This window comes from Pantoea sp. BR_17 (assembly GCF_041955125.1).
GTDB classification, from domain to species: domain Bacteria; phylum Pseudomonadota; class Gammaproteobacteria; order Enterobacterales; family Enterobacteriaceae; genus Pantoea; species Pantoea stewartii.
In genome coordinates, this window is record NZ_JAVAXT010000020.1 from 1 (window position 1) to 20,443 (window position 20,443).

The 20,443-nt window shown below is 51.9% G+C and carries 14 protein-coding genes; 9 read left to right on the plus strand and 5 right to left on the minus strand.

Going from position 1 to position 20,443, the window contains the following annotated elements; translation table 11 throughout:
* From RAC60_RS21710 to RAC60_RS21730, 5 genes are all read left to right on the plus strand, one after another.
* A partial coding sequence (locus RAC60_RS21710; protein ID WP_375094324.1) for a methyl-accepting chemotaxis protein occupies positions 1-1,049 on the plus strand: 1,049 nt, incomplete at its 5' end.
* A 242-nt stretch (positions 1,050-1,291) separates the two neighbouring features.
* Entirely contained in the window at positions 1,292-2,440 is a 1,149-nt protein-coding gene (locus RAC60_RS21715; protein ID WP_058708840.1) for an efflux RND transporter periplasmic adaptor subunit, read from the plus strand.
* A gap of 1 nt (position 2,441) precedes the next feature.
* Positions 2,442-5,603: an efflux RND transporter permease subunit gene (locus RAC60_RS21720; protein WP_375094325.1), complete on the plus strand. Its 3,162-nt coding sequence runs from the start codon at positions 2,442-2,444 to the stop codon at positions 5,601-5,603.
* On the plus strand, positions 5,603-7,033 hold the full coding sequence (locus RAC60_RS21725; RefSeq protein ID WP_081049509.1) for an efflux transporter outer membrane subunit: 1,431 nt from the start codon (positions 5,603-5,605) through the stop codon (positions 7,031-7,033). Before RAC60_RS21720 ends, RAC60_RS21725 begins: the two co-directional genes overlap by 1 nt.
* A 243-nt stretch (positions 7,034-7,276) precedes the next feature.
* Positions 7,277-7,858 (plus strand): TetR/AcrR family transcriptional regulator, encoded by a 582-nt coding sequence (locus tag RAC60_RS21730; protein ID WP_058702430.1) that lies wholly within the window; start codon positions 7,277-7,279, stop codon positions 7,856-7,858.
* Position 7,859: 1 nt separating this feature from the next.
* Here RAC60_RS21730 and RAC60_RS21735 read toward each other — a convergent pair whose 3' ends face one another.
* Positions 7,860-8,423, minus strand: a complete 564-nt coding sequence (locus RAC60_RS21735; RefSeq protein WP_058702578.1) for a TetR/AcrR family transcriptional regulator — start codon at positions 8,421-8,423, stop codon at positions 7,860-7,862.
* Between the two features lie 505 nt (positions 8,424-8,928).
* Here RAC60_RS21735 and RAC60_RS21740 point away from each other — a divergent pair.
* Complete coding sequence (locus RAC60_RS21740; RefSeq protein ID WP_058708842.1) at positions 8,929-10,182, plus strand: chloride channel protein; 1,254 nt, start codon at positions 8,929-8,931, stop codon at positions 10,180-10,182.
* A 305-nt stretch (positions 10,183-10,487) separates the two neighbouring features.
* Here the strand turns inward: RAC60_RS21740 and RAC60_RS21745 are convergent, their stop codons facing one another.
* From RAC60_RS21745 to RAC60_RS21755, 3 genes are read right to left on the minus strand one after another with little or no spacing between them, the layout of a single operon-like run.
* Positions 10,488-11,156 (minus strand): haloacid dehalogenase type II, encoded by a 669-nt coding sequence (locus RAC60_RS21745; protein WP_375094326.1) that lies wholly within the window; start codon positions 11,154-11,156, stop codon positions 10,488-10,490.
* Positions 11,157-11,208: 52 nt separating this feature from the next.
* Positions 11,209-12,540, minus strand: a complete 1,332-nt coding sequence (locus tag RAC60_RS21750) for an aspartate aminotransferase family protein (RefSeq protein WP_375094329.1) — start codon at positions 12,538-12,540, stop codon at positions 11,209-11,211.
* Positions 12,541-12,549: 9 nt separating this feature from the next.
* Positions 12,550-13,611 (minus strand): phosphotransferase, encoded by a 1,062-nt coding sequence (locus RAC60_RS21755; protein ID WP_058702434.1) that lies wholly within the window; start codon positions 13,609-13,611, stop codon positions 12,550-12,552.
* A 159-nt stretch (positions 13,612-13,770) separates the two neighbouring features.
* On the opposite strand from RAC60_RS21755, the gene RAC60_RS21760 reads away from it, so the two are divergent.
* Together RAC60_RS21760 and RAC60_RS21765 are read left to right on the plus strand one after the other, a co-directional pair.
* Positions 13,771-15,231, plus strand: coding sequence for a PLP-dependent aminotransferase family protein (locus tag RAC60_RS21760; protein ID WP_058702435.1), 1,461 nt, complete (start codon positions 13,771-13,773; stop codon positions 15,229-15,231).
* Between the two features lie 570 nt (positions 15,232-15,801).
* The gene (locus RAC60_RS21765; protein ID WP_375094327.1) at positions 15,802-16,296 is read left to right on the plus strand and encodes an anti-virulence regulator CigR family protein; all 495 of its coding nucleotides are present in this window, start codon (positions 15,802-15,804) and stop codon (positions 16,294-16,296) included.
* A 439-nt stretch (positions 16,297-16,735) separates the two neighbouring features.
* Here RAC60_RS21765 and RAC60_RS21770 read toward each other — a convergent pair whose 3' ends face one another.
* Positions 16,736-18,652: a methyl-accepting chemotaxis protein gene (locus tag RAC60_RS21770; protein ID WP_375094328.1), complete on the minus strand. Its 1,917-nt coding sequence runs from the start codon at positions 18,650-18,652 to the stop codon at positions 16,736-16,738.
* A gap of 1,421 nt (positions 18,653-20,073) precedes the next feature.
* Between RAC60_RS21770 and RAC60_RS21775 the strand changes: the two genes are divergently transcribed.
* Positions 20,074-20,211 carry a hypothetical protein gene (locus RAC60_RS21775; RefSeq protein ID WP_324030691.1) on the plus strand — a complete coding sequence of 46 codons (138 nt, stop codon included), beginning with the start codon at positions 20,074-20,076 and terminating at the stop codon, positions 20,209-20,211.
* Positions 20,212-20,443: the final 232 nt, after the last annotated feature.

Genomic DNA, 20,443 nt, shown 5'->3' on the forward strand with positions numbered 1-20,443 from the left:
CCATATCCGCACTGTTCATTACCCGGAGTATCACACGGCCGCTTACGGAGGCTGTTCAGGCTGCACGTCGCGTGGCCCTGGGTGACCTGAGTGGCGCGGTGCATGCTGGTCATAAAGATGAGACAGGGGTACTGCTGTCAGCCATTCGTGACATGCAGGATTCCCTGATTAATACCGTCAGCCAGGTAAGAAGCAATGCGGAAAGTGTTGCATCGGCCAGCAACCAGATTGCGCAGGGGAACGCTGACCTCTCACAACGAACTGAAGAGCAGGCCAGTGCGCTGGAGCAGACAGCGGCAACCATGACGCAGCTGGCTATGACCGTCAGGAACAATGCGGAAAACGCACGGCAGGCGGGACAACTGGCAGTGGGCGTACGCGATGTGGCGAATAAAGGCAGCGATGCCACCGGAGCCATTACCGGGACCATGAAGACCATCAGCGAAAGCTCCGGCCGTATTGCCGAGATTACCGCCGTGATTGACGGAATCGCATTCCAGACGAATATCCTTGCGCTCAACGCCGCAGTTGAAGCGGCCCGGGCAGGTGAACACGGCCGGGGATTTGCCGTGGTGGCCAGTGAGGTCAGGTCTCTGGCGCAGCGCAGTGCAACAGCTGCCGGTGAAATACGTCAGCTCATTGAGGCAAATGCGCACAGCGTCGAAGAAGGTAACAAACTGGTGGTACACGCTTCTGAAACAATGTCAGGCATCCTCTCTGCGGTCGGAAAGCTGACTGACACCGTGGAGGAAATCACCTCCTCAAGCGCCGAACAGGCCCGTGGTATTGAACAGGTAGGCATTGCGGTAACGGAGATGGACAGCACCACGCAACAGAACGCCTCGCTGGTCGAGGAGTCTGCCTCAGCGGCTGCGAGCCTTAAAGATCAGGCCGGACGGCTTCTCCAGGCCGTATCCGTTTTCAGTCTGGGTAATCAGGTCATTAGGTCTTCTGTTAATGCGGCTTCTGAACCCGTAAGGCAGAAATTCAGTACGCCGGAAACAGGCACCGGCGTAACGAACAAGGACGAAGGCTGGACGCATTTCTGATCGGAGTACCGCGCTGCTGACTGGCGCGGTACGACGTAAAAATCCTGCAGTAAGTCTCGTCAACGTTGGTTTATGAAACAAGTTTCTGGTCTTCATCAGACAGTGTCCGCTTTGAGCAATGAGCGGACGTACGCATCAGTTTTATGTTTCCAGATCCCCTTCTTTTCGTTTTGCTGACATACATTTTGTCCCTGATTAATTAGACTGACAGGTGAGAATGAATGTTCATTACAGGGTAATTCATGAAAAATTTTCAGCGCAGTATGATCGCCGGGCTGGCGTTGATCATGGTGGGTTGCGATCAAAGCGGTCACCAACCTGATGCAGACATGACAACCGAAGTCGGGGTGAAAACGTTGCAAAGTACATCGGTAACGTTGACCAGCCAGCTTGCCGGACGCGTCACCGGCAGTATGACGTCGGATGTCAGGCCGCAGGTTGACGGTATCATCCAGAAACGCCTGTTCACCGAGGGCGATGACGTGAAAGCCGGACAGGTGCTGTATCAGATTGATCCTGCAAGCTATCAGGCCAGCTATGATCAGGCCGTCGCGCAACTGAAGAATGCGCAGGCCCTCGTGAAGAGCAGTAAACTGAAAGCCGTACGTTATGCGGCGCTGGTAAAAGATAACGGCGTGTCGCGGCAGGATGCGGATGATGCGCTGGCAACCTATCAACAGAACGTCGCCTCCGTCGATCAGTACCGTGCTGCCGTGGAAAGTGCGCGTATCAACCTTAACTATACCCAAATCAAAGCGCCGATTAGCGGTCGTATCGGTATTTCGTCGGTGACGCCCGGCGCACTGGTGACCGCCAGCCAGACCACAGCACTGGCGACGATTCGTGCACTGGATCCCATCTATGTCGATCTCACGCAATCCAGCGTTCAGTTACTCAAACTGAGACGCCAGCAGGCGTCACTGCAGCAGAACAAAGATGGCGTACCCGTGACGGTGAAACTGGAAGATGGTACGACCTACGATCATCCCGGCAAGCTGGAGCTGACGGAAGTCTCGGTAGATGAAGCCACCGGCACGGTCACACTGCGCGCGATCTTCCCCAATCCCCAACATGAACTGTTGCCTGGCATGTATGTGCGCGCCAGCGTTGTCAACGGCGTGAAAAGCGATGCCATTCTGGCACCTCAGCAAGGCATCACCCGTGATGCCAAAGGCAATGCGACAGCGCTAGTGGTCGACAAAGCGAACAAAGTCGAAAGCCGCGATGTGGTAACCGATCGCGTGATTGGCAACAACTGGCTGATTAGCTCGGGACTTAACCGGGGTGACAAGCTGATCATTGAAGGCACCGCGAAAGTCCAGCCTGGCAGTGTCGTCAAGGCGGTGGACGTGACGCCGGGCGATACCGCCGCCAACAGTGAGGGCCACTGATATGTTGGCGCAGTTCTTTATTCGGCGGCCCGTTTTTGCCTGGGTGATCGCCCTTTGCATCATGCTGTTCGGTATCCTGAGTATTGTCAGTCTGCCGGTGGCGCAGTATCCCGATGTCGCCCCTCCGCAAATCAGTATTCAGGCCACCTACACGGGCGCATCGGCGGAAACGCTGGAAAGCAGCGTGACCCAGGTTATTGAGCAACAGCTCACCGGACTGGATGGGTTGCTCTATTTCAGTTCGACCAGCACCGCCTCGACCGGCCAGGTAAAAATTAATGTCACGTTTAAACAGGGCACCGATCCTGATATTGCCCAGGTCCAGGTGCAGAATAAGGTGCAGCAGGCCGAGAGCCGCTTACCGAGCGCCGTGACCGCACAGGGCGTGAATGTGCAGAAAGCCCAGAGCGACTTTCTGCTGATTCTGGCGGTGTACGATACGCGTAATAAAAGCAGCTCATCCGATGTCGCTGACTATATGGTCAGCAACATGGAAGACACGCTGGCGCGCGTGACAGGCGTAGGTAACGTACAGGTTTTTGGTGCCGAGTACGCGATGCGTATCTGGCTCGATCCCAGCAAGCTGGCGTCGTATTCGCTTATGCCTTCGGATATCACCACCGCCCTGGAGAGCCAAAACACCCAGGTCTCTTCGGGGCAGTTGGGCGCGCAACCGTCCAGCAACACGCAACAACTGGTCGCGACTGTGCGCTCGCGTTCGCGCCTGCAAACGCCTGAGCAGTTCCGCAACATCGTGCTGAAAAGCCAGGCCGATGGTTCTGTGGTACGTCTGAGCGACGTCGCCCGCGTAGAAATGGGCGATGAAGACTACAGTGCCAATGTCATGGCAAACGGCCATCCGGCATCCGGTATGGCTATCCAGCTGGCATCGGGGGCCAACGCACTCTCTACCGCCGAAAAGGTGAAATCCACCATTGATGAATTCCGGAGCAGCATGCCTGCCGGCTACGAAATTGCGTACCCGCTCGACAGCACAGACTTTGTCAAAATCTCGATTGAAGAAGTCGTGAAAACGCTGATCGAGGCGGTGGTTCTGGTGGTGATAGTGATGTTTGTGTTCCTGCAAAACCTCCGCACGACGTTGATTCCCACGATAGCCGTTCCGGTAGTGCTCATGGGCACCTTTGGCGTACTGTCCCTCTTCGGTTACTCCATCAACACGCTCACCATGTTCGGTATGGTACTCGCCATCGGCTTATTGGTGGACGATGCGATCGTCGTGGTTGAAAACGTTGAACGGGTGATGCGCGAAGAGGGATTACCGCCGCGTCAGGCAACTGAGAAATCCATGAAGGAGATTACAGGGGCACTGGTCGGGATTGCGCTGGTTCTCTCTGCCGTGTTCCTGCCCATGACCTTTTTCAGCGGTTCGACGGGCGTGATTTACCGTCAGTTCTCCATCACAATTGTCTCTTCCATGGTGCTGTCGGTTATTGTGGCGCTCACGCTCACGCCTGCACTCTGTGCCACCCTGCTCAAACCGCATCTTCACGGCAGTGGCAGCAAGGGATTCTTCGGCTGGTTTAACCGCCGCTATGACAACGTGCAGGCGCGCTATCAACGTGGCGTCGGCCATGTCATGCACCGTTCCGTACGTTATCTGTTGCTGTACGGCGTGCTGCTGATCGGTTGTGCCGTGCTCTATATGCGCCTGCCGACCGGTTTTCTGCCGACCGAAGACCAGGGCTATATCATGGTGCAGTATCAACTGGCGCCGGGTGCGACAGAAAATCGTACCCGTGAAGTCCGTCGTCAGGTACAGCAGTACTTTGAGACCCAGGAGAAAGCCAACGTCAACGTGAGCATGCTGGTGGATGGCTTCAGTTTTGCCGGTAGCGGACAGAATGCAGGGGTGGGGTTTATCTCGCTGAAGAACTGGAGTGAGCGTAAAGGCAGCGAGAACAGTGCCGATGCTATAGCAGGCCGGGCGATGGCGGCGCTGTCGCGTATCCGTGATGCACGAATCTTTGTGCTGTCGCCGCCGTCCGTTTCCGGTCTGGGTCAGTCCAACGGCTTTACGTTTGAACTGCAAGCGCGCGGTGCCACCACTCGCGATAACCTGCTGAAAATGCGTGACCAGCTGATTGCAAAAGCAAATCAGGATCCGGGACTCAGTGCCGTCCGTGCCAACTCCCTGCCAGATCTCCCTCAACTGGATGTCAGCATTGATGATGCCAAAGCACAGTCACTGGGCCTGACTATCAGCGATATTAACACCACACTCAGCGCGGCGATCGGCGGAAGTTATGTGAATGACTTCACCGACCGTGGCCGCGTGAAGAAAGTCTATATTCAGGGCGATCAACCGTTCCGCAGCAAGCCAGAGGATATCGAACAATGGTATGTACGTGGTACCGACAGCAGCAGTAACAGCACCATGGTGCCCTTCTCGTCCTTTGCCTCGTCGGGGTGGTCCTATGGTCCGGATGTGCTCTCTCGTTATAACGGCCTGGCCGCCTATGAAATTCAGGGATCGGCCGCCGAGGGGAAGAGTTCCGGTGATGCCATTACCGCGATGGAAACACTCGCCGCGACCTTGCCAGCTGGCTACACGTTCTCATGGAGCGGGCTCTCATATCAGGAAAAACTTGCCGGTAATCAGGCACTGTCGCTGTATGGCATTTCACTGATTGTCGTTTTCCTGTGCCTGGCCGCCTTGTATGAGAGCTGGTCAGTGCCGCTCTCGGTGATGCTGGTGGTGCCGTTGGGCGTTATCGGTTCGCTGCTGGCGATTACACTGCGTGGTCTGGAAAACGATGTCTACTTCCAGGTGGCCCTGCTCACCATTATCGGGCTTTCAGCGAAGAACGCCATTTTGATCGTGGAGTTTGCCGAGGAGCACTACCGCAAAGGCGAAAGCCTGATCAGCGCGGCGGTGCATGCAGCAACACTGCGCCTGCGTCCCATAATCATGACCTCGCTGGCGTTTACTGCGGGCGTCCTGCCGCTGGCGATCTCCACGGGTGCGGGAGCCAACAGCCGTATCGCCATTGGTACGGGCATTATCGGCGGCACCTTAACCGCAACCCTGCTGGCTATCTTTTTTGTCCCGCTGTTCTTTGTGCTGGTGCGCCGTGTCTTTCCTGGCCGACCGCACAACGATGTACCGTCAACCGAATCAGCGGTGAAGGCGAAGGAATAATGACAATGACTGCAAAACTTTTCACCCTGTTCTTACCCTGCCTTCTTGCAGGATGCGTCTCACTGGATCCGCATTATGATCGCCCTGCGGATGCCGTGAATGCGGTAACCCCAACCGGAGATGCCTATCGCAATCTGGAGAGGAAAACCGTTAATTATCGGGATATCGGTTGGCAGGATTATGTCCTGGACAGCCAGCTCCGCCAGGTTGTCGGGATGGCGCTGGACAGCAGCCGCGACTTACGTGAAGCCGTGGCGAGCGTGGAATCCGCGCATGCGCAATATGCGGAGCAACGTGCCGATCTCTTTCCCGCAGTCAACGCCGGAGTAAGCGGGACACGTTCTCGCGCACTGACCGGGGAAGGCAATCAGACAGCACTGGGCAATTCCTACTCTGCCGAGGGCAGCGTCAGCGCATTTGAGCTGGATCTGTTTGGTAAAAACCAGAGCCTGTCGCGCCAGCAGTATGAAACTTACCTCGGTACACTGGAAGGAGCACGAAGTACGCGCCTGACGGTGCTGTATAACACCATTAATTACTGGCTACAGCTGGCGGCGGATCGCAGCAATCTGTCCATTGCAAAAGAGACGGCAGAAAGTGCGCGGCAGTCACTGGAGGTCACGCGGAAACGCATGCAAAACGGCGTAGATTCGATGGTCGATGTGGCTTCTGCGGAAACCACCTATCAGTCAGCACAGGCCGACGTGGCCAGTTATACCACTCTCGTGGCGCAGGATAAAAACGCACTGGACGTGGTGGTAGGGAAAACCGTTCCCGGCAGGCTGCTGCCGCAAAACCTTGAATCGATTGGCCAGGCGTTGCGCGATGTGCCGGCGGGGATAGCGTCGGATGTGTTGAATAATCGTCCTGACGTCTTGCAGGCTGAGCACAACCTGAAGGCGGCGAATGCCAACATCGGGGCGGCGCGGGCTAATTTCTTCCCAAGTATTTCACTGACCGCCAGCGGTGGCGTCGGCAGTGCCGATCTTTCGTCGCTGTTTAAAAACGGGGTGGGCATTTGGTCGTTTTCACCGAGCATTACCCTTCCCATTTTCAAAGGCGGCTACAACGTTGCTTACCTGAATTACACTAAAGCGCAAAAAGCCTATTACGTCGCGGCCTACGAGAAGTCAGTGCAGACCGCTTTCCAGGAGGTCGCCGATGCTCTGGCGCGTCGGGGAACCCTCAAAGACCAGTTGACCAGCCAGCGTAATAATGTGGCGGCCTCACAGACTTACGCCCATCTGGCAGACAGGCGTTATCAGAGCGGCGTAGATACCTGGCTGAACGCGCTAACTGCGCAGCGTACGCTCTACTCTGCCCGAACCAGTCTGATCAGTGTGGAACAGGCGTACTACCAAAACCTCAATACCTTCTACAAGGTGATGGGGGGCGGTACGGCGTTGCAGGAATCGGAAGTAAAGATTTAAGTTAAAGGTGTGCATTCAGGTGCGCATGAATGTACATCCTGTCTAACATTAAGAATAACGTCGGAGAGTTACCGTTCATGCATGGCCACCGAAACATGCAGAGTCAACAGATAGTCAGAAGCTGTAATCAGAAGATACTCTGTCTGGAGTTGTAGTCAGCATTCCATCGCACGCCGGTGTGGGGTACCATAACCTTGTGACTAAAGATGGCGGTTATCTCTCATTCTGTCAGCAGGAGATTTTTTGAGTAAGTCAGATAATGATGATTTCATACGGCAGCGGCAGCTGAAGATAATTTCGGCAGCGAAAACCTGTTTCAGCCTTTCAGGTTTTCATGGCGCAAGTATGGCTGATATAAGCCATGAATCGGGTTTGGGGGCAGGTCAGATTTATCGGTATTTTAGCAGCAAGGAAATTATAGTTAACGAGACAATAAAAAGTATTGCAGAAAAGTGGCGAATTTTTTTACTGGATAATTTTAAAGTTAATACCAGTACATCTAATATTGTCGAGACTGAATCGGAGTTCTGGCAGAATTGGTCTTTCAGAGATCGCTGTTTACTGCTGGAGATGTATTCGGAAGCATCACGTAATCCATCAGTGCGTGAGATAATCGAGCATGAAGAAAAAATACTGGTGGCGGAACTTGATACATTATTCAGGCATAAAATGCCTGCAGCGAGTCCGCAAAAGCGCAGCAATCGTATTCAGTTTTTACTGATGCTGGCAGATGGGGTAGCCTGTCGTACGTTCGGAGATAAAAATGTTGACCAGGAGGAATTAGCGCGGATCAACAGCATTCTTGCCGGCCATCTTTTTTCCTGAATCACGTGACACTGTGCTGATTAATGTCGCGGGTAACCTTATCGAAGAATGCCATAAAACTGGTATCAATTTCATGCTGTTTCATACAGCGGCGAATGATCAAGCCGTCTATCACGAGTGACATAACATACAAGCGGGTGTGAATGATATCAGCATCCAAAGTCGGATTGAGAGCCTGCTCCTGAGTGATGAAATTCTCTTTTAATACCTGCCAGGCATCATAAATAATCTGACGAATGCGTTCATTTCTTGTGGATTCTGATGATATATCAATGAGTAGTACAATGCTGCTTTCAACTTCTTTTGACAAAAGGTCGTGTGCGGAATGTGTGACCTTACCTGCATCAGCAAGTTTGTCAAAATCAGCTTTCAGTAAAGCTGTCATACGCTGCACAACATTTTCGATCAGTTCTTCGATAATCGCTTCTTTATTTTTATAATATTTGTAAATCAGGCCGACGCTGACATTTGCGTGCCTGGCAATACTCTGAACCGATGTTTGATAAAAACCTTTCTGTCGCATACAATATTCGGCTGCTTGAAGGATTTCTTTTCTGCGATTCATGATTGCGCTCATTTTGTAAATTATTTTACTTTATTTTTTACTGCTTAAGTCTATTAGATTTTTAAGAAAAATTCAATTGCAATTTTCTTTTCGGACTTAAATATCACCCCGAATAATTATATGAAAGAGATTGATTAAAGTATTGTGGTTCGGATAACTCCAGCATCCTGAAGTATAAACTTTCTGTTCTCAATGCAAACGTATTAACGATGAGAATTTATGGATTCCTGCGGCACAAACGGTGTCGAAACCAAGACAAATTTGGTCTTTACCTAAATTTCTGACCACAATAAAACAGGAAGTTAAGAACTTAAAGTTTAAGTGCCTCTGAGCACACCTAAAACGAAGCTGGAAACGTCTCATAACGGCGGTGAGCTTTTTCTGCGCCACCCGTTAATAAACAATAAAGCATGGCAATCATAGCCTTGCCTGGCTCGTCAGTTAGATACTATTGAGGTGATGTTCGTTACTATACGCGTATGAAAACTCAGGAATTCAGAAAGAAATGAAAGATTTGGCAGGAAACGCCAGTTATCTCATAAGGCTTTTTGCAGTTGTGGCAACAGGCTTAGCGGCAGGTCTGGCAGGGATGGCGCTGGGGCTGATTTTACACACAGTGCAGCACTTCGCATTTGGCTACAGCATGTCACATGTTATCGGTACGGTATCTTTTCTTCAGGGCGTCACTGATTCTTCCTCTCTGCGACGCATTGCAGCCATTATGGCTGGCGGAGTCATCGCGGGCTTCGGATGGTGGTTGCTGAGTCGTTATGGCAAACCTCGCGTATCGATCAAGGACGCTGTCTCTGTGCCCTCACGGGCAATGCCCCCGGGCACCACGACCGTTCATGCGCTGCTACAGATCGTGACTGTTGCGCTGGGCTCCCCACTGGGACGTGAGGTTGCCCCACGTGAAATGGGGGCGCTTGCCGGAGGCGCCATCGCACGCCGGTTGGGCTTAAACGAGGGCGAGGTCCGGATTCTGATTGCCTGTGGTGCAGGCGCTGGCCTGGCGGCTGTCTATAATGTGCCACTGGCAGGGGCCTTGTTTAGTCTGGAAGTTCTGCTGATCGCTTTTAGCTGGGAAAAAGCATTCGCCGCCGTCGTCACCTCTGCGCTCGCGGCTTGGATCGCCACATTTGGCCTGGGGAATGAATCGCAGTATCATTTTCTGTCCGTTGCGCTTCCTCATACCTTTATACTCTGGGCCTGTCTCGCGGGCCCGCTGCTGGGCCTGGCGGCATGGGGATTCCGGATTATCACAGGGAAAGCCCGCGCCGGGGTCAAAAATAACTGGCAGATGCCTGTTATCTGTCTGATTGCCTTTACTGTGCTCGCTGTCCTGAGTCTTTATTATCCTCAGTTACCGGGTAACGGTAAGGGACCGATGCAGATGGCCATCAGTGATGAACTTGATTATCGCCATGCTGCTGTTTTGCTGGGACTGAAACTTCTGGTGATCCTGGCCGTTCTGCGGGGCGGCGCGGAGGGCGGCCTGCTGACGCCCGCCCTTGCGGTCGGCGGGCTATTGAGTCTTCTGCTTTGTGCCGGATGGCAGCTTATTTTTCCTGGCGGTAATGCCCCCAGTTTTGCACTTGTTGGAGGCGCGGCATTTCTGGCGGCATCCATGCAGATGCCCCTTACCGCAGTCGTCCTTGTGATGGAATTTAGCCAGATGGAGCACAGTTATTTTGTTCCGGTGCTGTTATGTACGGCAGGCTCATATCTCACCTGCCGTATCCTCGATGGAAAGTATTGATACTGAAATGGCGCGAACGTCAGTTAAATGACAGCTGTAACTGTAACTGACGTCGCCGCCAGGGAATAGCAACCTGGAAAAATCAATAGTCGAACAAGGCAAAGGATATTTTCTTTCTCCACTTGGTTCTAATGTCAGGAGTAGTATTTCTGAAAGGCGGTTAAGAGCCATCAGCAGACGTTGCTAACAATATTCTGTTCGCATCGACGGGGAGCAGGTTCGACTCTTTCTTTTACAGCCTGTTTTTTTCCGGATAAATGAACCTGTGGACCGGGCGCTCATTGGCTGAGTGCCTGGTGTTGGATTTAAAGACCCAGTACGCCCGCCAGGCCACCAATATCCCTGATTTCATGATACTGATAAAAAGGCGTGCCCGGCTCGTGGCCACGCTGTACGAAAACCTTATGAACAATGCCCATATCATGCGCCGTCATCAGGTCATAACGCATGCTGGATGAAACGTGCATAATCTCTTCCGGTCCGCATCCCAGTTGATCCAGCATATATTCAAACGCCTTCATCTGCGGTTTGTAAGCCTGCGCCTGCTCTGCGGTGCACACCGCGTGAATGGGGGCCCCCAGTCTGGGCACATGGTACGTGATTAAATCGTTCATCGAATTCGTCAACAGAACCAGGGGTATCTCTCTGGCCACCTTGCTCAGTCCGGCAGGAACATCCGGATGCGGTCCCCAGGTCGTCACAGCGTGATTAATAGCCGCACAGTCCTCGTCGTGGCAGACAATTTTCCATTTTTTACAGGTGCGTCTGACGGAATTGTTCACGACTTCCGCGTAGGGTTTCCAGGCACCAAGCACTTCATCAAGACGATAAGCCGCAAAATCTTTAACAAACGCCGCCATATCGTTGCCGTTAATACGATCGGCAAATTGTGTCCGGGCTGCACCGGCCATATCGAAATTGATCAAGGTACCGTAGCAGTCGAACGTAATATATTTTGGTTTGAACAGTGACATCGTCATATTCTCCTGGTTGTCTGTTTTGTTTAAAGCATGCTGGCGATCATTTTTAATTAAACATCTCTTCCATTACGTCGGTCATGACAGCAAGAAGGTAGTGCGCGTTTTCCGCAGAGAAAACCAGGGGCGGCCGTATTTTTAAAACATGACTGTCCTTACCACAGGCGCTGATGAGAATCTGGCGCGACCTTAAACGGTTAACTACATCCAGCGCATATTCCCCGGCCGGTTTTTTAGCTGCATTATCGCTGACCAGCTCCGCGCCAATAAATAATCCACTCCCTCTGACATTGCCAATAACGGGAAAGCGTTGTGCCAGCGTATTCAGCCCGTTAATCAGTAACTGGCCTGTTTCAGCGGCGTTCTGTTGCAGCTGTTGTTTTTCGATAACATCAAGCACGGCCATCCCGGCAGCGCAACTGACCGGGTTACCGCCAAACGTATTAAAATAACGGGCTATCCCGGCGAAGCGTTGCAAACAGGCTGGCCGGGCAACCACGCCACCAATGGGAAGACCATTGCCCATGGGTTTCCCCAGGATGACTAAATCGGGAACAATACCGTGGCGCTCAAATCCCCACATGTGCGTGCCCAGTCGGCCAAATCCTGGCTGAACTTCGTCGGCAATAAACAGCCCACCCGCCTCACGAATCGCCTCTACCGCCCCCTGCAAAAAGCCTGCCGGTCCGGAATAAATTCCATCGCTCGAAAAAATAGTATCGGTGACCAGCGCGGCGGGACGAATACCGTGGCGCTGCAGATCGGCTATGGCGCTGCGCACAGCCTCTGTAAATAAATCGGCTGTATTTCCCTCGCCCTGGTGATAAGCATTGGGTGCCGGGACAACACGCACGTGATCGCCCAGCGGCACGCCCTTACCCAGCGACGGTGAGATTTCAGCAACCGCGGCGGTAATGCCGTGATAGGCATTTTCCGTCACAATGATGCCCGTACCGTCTGTGTGGCAGCGGGCAATACGAAGCGCGAGGTCGGACGATTCACTGCCTGTGCAGGTAAACATGACATTGCTTAGGGCTGACGGAAACGTTGAGACCAGCCGTTCGGCATAATCCAGTACCACCTCATTCAGATAACGTGTATGCGTATTCAGCGTGCATAATTGCCGACTGACCGCGTCAGTGACGGCGGGATGACAATGCCCCACTGCGGGTACGTTGTTATAAACATCCAGATACGCTTTACCATATTGGTCATAAAGCCATACACCTTCACTGCGAACGACGTGCAGCGGATGTTTATAAAATAATTTATATGAGGGACCCAGCACACGGCCCCGACGCGCAATTAACGCGGCGGTATGGGGATCCAGGATGGTATTTTCAGACGGTTCGTAGGCATTGACCATTAGTGCAGGTTTCATCATTCCCCCTCAGTTACAGGCCGCGCGCAGTATTCTGCGGGCAGATAAAAAATCGATCGTTATTAACCGGGAAAGTCCCAGCCACGCAGAGTGGGTATTTTTTAAGATGTATTTTCTGTTTTCCGGATAGAGACGAGCGCGATATTCGGTAATGACGATCGTCATACATAATCTGGCGATAATCAGGTCATACAGCATGTCAATTTCTCCCCTCTCGAGCGGAAAGACAGAGTGATAGCCCTGCACTAAAGGAATAATATGATCAAACGGATTCTCACCTGAAAGATGATAACTTGCTGCAATGGCAATATCGTTCACGCGCGCCGTATGCGTCATATCACCGAAATCAAAAATACCCGATATACTTGCCGGTTCGTGAGGTGACATGACAAAATTATGCGGATTCATATCGGCATGTATGATCTGCTTACTGAAGTTTCTTATCGGCCCCACAATCCGCGTATCGATGTTGTCGAAAAACTGATAAACCGCTTTCCATTTTTTGTCCGGGCAGTGACCGGGCAAAAAGACCTGACAGTCAGCGATATGACTCAGGTCCCAGTTTAAAGGCCGGAACGCACCATCATGACGAAAGTCTTTTAAAACGTGTCCCAGTCGGGCCAGCATCACACCGATATTAAAGAACTGTGCCTCACTGTGCGGTAAAGTTCGCAGAGGCACGCCGTCCAGCCAGGTGCTGAGCCAGGTCAGACGCGGTGGCGTCCCGGACTGAGCATCCAGTGTCTGACTTAATAATACAGTCTGGCCGGTCCGACTTTTTATGATTCTCGGCACTGGTAAATCCGGTGCCTGACGGGCTATCCACTGCAACGCCTGCACCTGCAGATCCGTTGTTTCGGGACAGTCAGCGGGGTTGGCCAGCCGCAATATACCGCGCTTCCCGGAAGCATCCTCCAGGCAAAAAAGCTCATCCCGCTCGCTCGCCAGCCGGTGAGCACGGGCCTCCCAGCCATAATTTCGCCTGACAAAATCCTCAATGCGCTGCGGCGAAGACGCGTCCACCGACGTGATCATACTGGCATGAAGCCGGACATCATAAGACTGCGCCATAGCTTGTCCCGGTGTTGAAGCAACCGATTTCACAGCCGCCCCGTTACCCGACAATAAAAAGTGCGGATGATGGCACAGCGTGATTATCCCCCCGATGAGGTTGGCTGAAAAATAAGACATAATGGACTGACTCTCTATAGCCAATCCGGATCAATTTTTATGTCCACTCCACAATCCGTTCTGCTCTGTGACCTTATTCTTCAGGATATTGATGCCGGTGCGCATCGTCCCCTGCAGGTCAGGATTTTCAGCATTATTCAGAAGGCGATACTGGGTGGCATGTTGATTTCCGGATCCAGGCTGCCCTCAACACGTCAGCTTTCTGCTGAGCTCGGTGTGTCACGTATGACGCTGACGCTGACCTATGACAGACTCTCCGCTGAGGGCTACATTCTTTGCCAGCGTGGCAAAGGCACCTTTGTCGCCGACATTGCACCTTCAGCAACTCCCCGGCTGGTGCCTGCGCTCTCAGAGGCCCAGGCGGCGTTGTCATCGCGGGCGAAAATCATGATTTCAGGTGTTTCCGGCGTTTCGCAGCATGCAGGCGCGTTTGTGCCCGGGGTAGTTGAAACCAGTAACTTTCCCTTTCCGGTGTGGAAGCGCATGCAGAACCGCCATATCCGTCGGCCCGCGGCGCACATGACCGGCTACGACAGCGAAGGTGGCTATTTACCTTTGCGCGAAGCGCTTGCGCATTACCTGCAGGTTTCCCGCTCGGTGGTGTGCCAGCCGGAACAAATCCTTATCACCATGGGCAGTAATCAGTCACTGAGCCTGTGCGCCCATATGCTGGCGGATCCCGGTGACAGTGCGTTAACAGAGGACCCCTGTAACTGGAGCACCGCCCTGCTCTGGCAGGCAGCAGGACTGAACGTTATCCCCGTACCCGTTGATGATCAGGGCATTGATATCAGCCAGTTTTCGTTTGCGGCCCCGTTTCCCAGATTGCTGTTCACCTCGCCGTCACATCAGTATCCGATGGGCGTTGCGCTCACGTTGCAGCGCAGGCGTCAGCTCACCGAACTGGCTGCCGAATACGGCTTCTGGATCGTTGAGGACGACTACGACAGCGAGTTCCGTTACGACAGGAGTCCGGTCTCGTCTCTGCAGGGGCTGGACTGCTACCAGCGCGTCATTTACTGCGGGACGTTCAGTAAAGTCATGTTTCCGGGATTACGCATCAGCTATATGGTGTTGCCGGAAAAACTCGCGGGCGCCTTTAAAAAAGGGCTGGTTCAGCTTTATCGCCCCGGCCAGTTTACGGTGCAGGCGGCGCTGGCTGACTTTATCAGTGAAGGCTATTTTTCCACCCATATCAGACGGATGCGCGGGATTTACGCTGAGCGTCAGCACACGCTGCGCAGCGCGCTGACTCAGGCTTTTGGCAATGAAGTCACGATGTCAGGGGGGAATGCAGGGCTGCACCTGACGGCCCTGTTTAACGCGTCAGTTGATACAAACAGGATGACGGCCAGTGCGGCCAGCAAAGGTGTCGCGTTAAGGGGGCTCGGGCACTATTATTTTCAGCCCCGTCAGAGCAACGGCTTTGTGCTGGGCTACGGTGGCATAAAGAGCGAAAACATTGCTTCGGCCGTCAACATTATGGCGGAATCAATCTGACGGGCCTTTAAGCAGGCATGAAGAGCGATAACAGACATGACAGAAATGTTGTAGAGGTGTGATATGGTGACCATCGATACACTGATGCGAAAACATTGCTCAATGTTGTTATGGTCCCCTGAAAACGGGAACTGACTTTTGTAACGGTGATTCCTGTGCTACTTGAAATACCTGACTCAGACTGAGTTGACACTTTGCTGACTGAAGAGCTCATGATAGTAACCGGGCGTAGTCTGCTATCAGCGATAAGCAGCCACTTGAACAGTAAACTAACAATAGCTGCTTACCGCCATTGCTCTTACTCGATATCTACAGCCAGTGAATTCCGCATCACATAATGATCAAACGAAATTACCTTTCCAGAAATACTTTATCTGACACAACTTGAATGCGGTTTTCTTCCACCAGTAAACAGCAAGACCATTCATTTATTAATCAACTACCGGATTACTAAAATTCTTTTTTCTCAACTCACCAAGAGGCTTTAATTTCAGACATCATGACATGGTTAAGATTGTAGCCTCGTCCTATATTTTGATGAAGCGATAAATACCTTTAAGGAAATCTTTCATGCTTGCACAATGCACTCTTAAAACAGCCTTAGCGGTGGTGATAAGTTTCGCCGTTTTTGCTGCACCTGTTTATGCAAATCCCGGCAATGGCAATGGCAATGGCAATGGCAATGGCAACAGCAGTCACGGTAATAATGGCGCGCACGGAAATAAAGGGCAGGGTTACACACAGTCGAAGAACGAACATGGATATCGCAAGAATGGCAGACAACCCGATCATGTCGAATCTGACATCAACTTTTCCCGTGCACGTGCCCTTGCCATCAACTATGGTCTGGTGGGCTATCAGTCGCTGCCGCCGGGAATCGCTAAAAAAGTTGCGCGTGGTAAACCATTGCCACCGGGTATCGCTAGGAAAAATTTGCCAGCATCAATGATAAATGCACTGCCTCATTATCCGGGCTACGAGTGGCGTGCTGTGGGCGATGATTTAGTGCTTGTTGCGTTAAGCACTGCGGTTGTGACCGCCATGATTAACGGTGTGTTCAACTAATCACTGTTCTGCGGCCCGGCTGAAATCAGCCAGAGCCTCAGGACAGTGATGCATAAGTTAATAACCTGTTGCCTTTAATAAGTTGCATACAAATCAGGTGGTATGTGCTTCTGGGACAAACCGGACGTGAGCGCAGAAAGTTTACGTCCGGTAATCCTGCAAGCCTGTTTTGGTACTGACGGGCTCACTGAGAAGAATGAGGGCACTTATTATCTCGTTTTGCCTTGCCGGGTCAGGCTCTTCCCTGAACAGCAGACTCAACCTGGCAATGACCTTCGCCCGGCTGACTGATTCAGCATCATAAAAAAGGGCTTCCACTGCCTTACCGATATAAACATGCGATGCATTGCTACAGTTTCCATCACACATTAACTACCTCACCCGCACTGAAGGATGCAGCCAGATGGCCTCAAGCCCGGCTCTGGCTGCAGGATGATTATCAGAACGTTTCCCAGTTCGCTTCCGGCGTTCTGACGGCCGGCAGAGGCTTTAACACGGGTGTGGCCACCTTAGCCCCCGGCGTCAACAGTCCGGAAGAAGGCACGCGGAAAACGGCAACCGTTTTTTCAAGTTCAAGCGCCTGTTCCTCGAGACTGCTGGCCGCTGCGGATGACTCTTCAACCAGCGCAGCATTCTGCTGGGTTGTGGTATCCATCTCCGTCATGGCCTGCGCAATCTGGGTAATTCCCCGGTTCTGTTCGTCAGACGCAGCGGCAATCTCGCCCATAATATCCCTGACCTGCGTTACAGACTTGACGATATCCTCCATCGTAACACCGGCGCGGTTAACCAGTTCAGTCCCGTTACTCACCCGGCTCATGGATTCACTTATCAGCGCCTCAATTTCTTTGGCAGCAAGTGAGCTGCGCTGTGCAAGGTTGCGGACTTCACCGGCAACAACCGCGAATCCCCGTCCCTGCTCTCCTGCCCTTGCCGCCTCGACCGCGGCATTGAGCGCCAGGATATTCGTCTGGAAAGCGATGCCGTTAATGACGGAGATGATTTCACCGATTTTACCTGAGCTCTGACTTATTCCGCCCATAGTGCTGATCACGTCACTGATAATTTCCCCGCCGCGGCTGGCATTGTGTGACGCCTCGGTGGCCAGCTGGCTGGCGTGATGAGCATTCTCCGCATTCTGCTTAACGGTGGATGTCAGTTCTTCCATACTTGCAGCGGTTTCGACCACCGCAGCCGACTGCTGCTCTGTGCGTGAGGACAGGTCGGTGTTACCGGCCGCAATTTCAGATGAGGCGCGGGCAACGTTATTCACACCGTCCCTGACCTGGGAGATGATGTTACGCAGGCTCTGGTTCATCGCGCCCACGGCAGACATCAGCTCGCCGAGCTCATCGGTACGGGAGGTGGTGATTTCGGAGGTCAGGTCACCTTCAGCAATGCGCTGTGCAGACGAAAGGGTTTCTCTCAGCGGGACGGTGATGCTCCGCGTCATCCGCCAGGCAATCAGGAGGCTGAGGATGATGCAGGCAAGGGTTGCAAAACCAATTTCCCAGAGTGCGTTCTGGATATACTTCGCAGCCAGCTCTGACTGAAAAAACGCGAGGCCGGTGATGGACTGACTCAGTTTGCCTGCCGCTTCGGTCATTTCATCTGAGGCCAGACTTTCAGCCTTCACCGAAAGGAGGTAATTATTTAACTTTACGGAGCCCGAACTCATTTTTTGCTCCAGGTCTGCCAGCAATGCATCAAGGGCGCTGTCAGAAACGCCTCTGAGCGGGTTCAGAAGCGGAGAAATTGTGTCACTGACTCCACTGAATTTATCAAGCACCGAAGCCTCCGGCTTTCTGATAAACTCCTGGACATAAAATGCTGCCTGCTCTGTTTTGAAGCTGAGTGAAAGAAGTGAAGTAACAATATCAGCAGAAACGGAAGCCTGGCGGGCGACCAGTTTTTCAGCCAGTGAGACCAGGCCCAGTGTGTGTATTTCACTCAGCGCAAGCGCGGCCCTGTCGCTGCTTTCAAGAAAGGCCTGACGCTTTCCCTGGTACTGCGTAAGAATCGTACTCAGGAGAGAAAGCCTCTCTTCCCCTTCGGCTGACCACGCGTATTTACTGAGGCTGTTTCGTAAACCAAAAAGCTGATTCATTGCCTCGCCGTTAAGGTCGATAAACTTTTTCTCGCGGGTGTACTGAAAAAGGGTGCGGTTAAGTCTGGCTTTCGCCAGCGTGTCCAGCATCTGAACGGTGACGTCACGCTTGGCCGAGTTATCCTGAATGCTTAAAAAGCAGCGAAACGCCAGCGCCGATATGATAACAGAGGCCAGTATGACCAGCGTAAAGCCCAGCCCCAGCTTACCGCCAATTTTTAAACCCCTAAATTTTTTTATAATATTCATTTAAATTACCCCAGTGTTGAATAATGCCCTGAGCCATATATCACCTCAGGGTTCAACTGTTTATCGGCCAGAAAGATGTATTGTTTATGCCTGTTCTGGTTGTCAGTATAAAAATAATGAATTTTATTGACGCAAATCACTTAACTTCCCCTTTGCCTTTAACACCTGAAATTAATGGTATGAATTATCCTTAAGGAAATCGTCTGGTACCTAACCTTTTTAAGCGATGCGGTACTTTTAATTTACCCTGACGGATGCTTTAACTTAATTTCAGAAAGTTAACGCAACCATTAAAAACGTGAAAGCCTGTGAGGTCAGCGACAGAAAATTAAATAAACGGGCAGGTATGGCATTCTGCAGCAGCATACATCTGTCAAAACTCAGAATTGCGTCGCATCTTTATACAGCAAGGGATTAGTCATTATGAAATTTAAAAAAACTTTCGTTCCGGTGTGAATTTTTATGCGGGGCAGGTAAGGATACTGCTGGCTGATTACCGGCAACATTTGCCGCCTCGCTTGTGAAAATCCTTTTTCACAACATAATTTGGGAGTGCAGGTGCCTGCTGGCTCCCGCCGCTAAAGAAGCCTGGAACCGTGAATTTGGTTCGCCCCCGCTCTGAGGCGGGGGCTCTTTTTTATTAACCGAACTTTCATTATGAGCATTTTATAAAGTAGCTTCCGGAGCACCACTGAACCCCGGGAAAAACGCCTTCGCATCCATTCCCCGGCATTTAATAACCGGATGAATTAATAAACCCGGAGGCTTCAGGAAAAATACGCCCGCCAGCTTTCGTTATTTAAACGTATAAACCTTTCGCTGTGGCAGTTAAAAAATTTGAATTTATTTTAAAGAAAAAGGTAACCATGACGATAAACTGTAACAGACAGACCCTTAACCAGAAACGTGATAATAATAACACAGCAACACAGAACCATTGATACGGGGCCACCCTGCCCCTTTTTTTTTAAAGTATTTCATTTCTTATCTCTCAGAACACGCGCATTTCGTATGCTTTTATCACAGCATGTAGCGAAAGGTATACCGCAGATTAAATCGCCTTTTTTCGACGAAACTTTTTCATGAGCATACACAGCCAATTGTTGTCCGGCAGACAGCACCTTCGTAATCATCACGGTGAGTGATGATTTTGCCAGATCCAGACTGAGCAGATGACTGTGTCACAACGAGATGAAAACACGACACACGTCATTATCAGCGAAGCCGCACTGCATCCTGTTCTGGCGGAAAAGGCATAAACATTCATTCCCTTCTGGATGAACCCGGGCTTACGGCAACAGGCAACTGCCGCGACGAAAGCCTGAGTAAAATCTCAGAAGCCATAGCGTGGCTGGGAGAATTTATTGATTCGGGCCTTTCGGTACGGCCCGGGTCTCAACTATACATCCTCACAGGACTGAATGAGTAAAGGCATTTTAAAAAGGGCAAAATCAGGTTCTGATAAGAAGATGACAGGCGAAATGCCCTCACCGGGCTCAGGCGGTTTTATCCCCGCTCGTGATAAAAAAGTCATACAGTTGACCAGCCCCGCCTTTTAAGGAGGCTCGATTTTAGCAACGTTCACTTCTGGCACAAAGCGGACGTTTTAATCTGAACTACCCCCTGTAGTGAGAGCCGTATTCAGAATGCCGCTTCAGCGGCATTAAGGCGCAAGATGACATAAAAGATGGCGCAGAGGCTGAACGGCGCCGTACGCCCGGCGCAGCCGGTTACAGGCCTGTAAATCGTACCCTACTCCACCTTTTCCTGAACAGACTTACGGACCTTCAG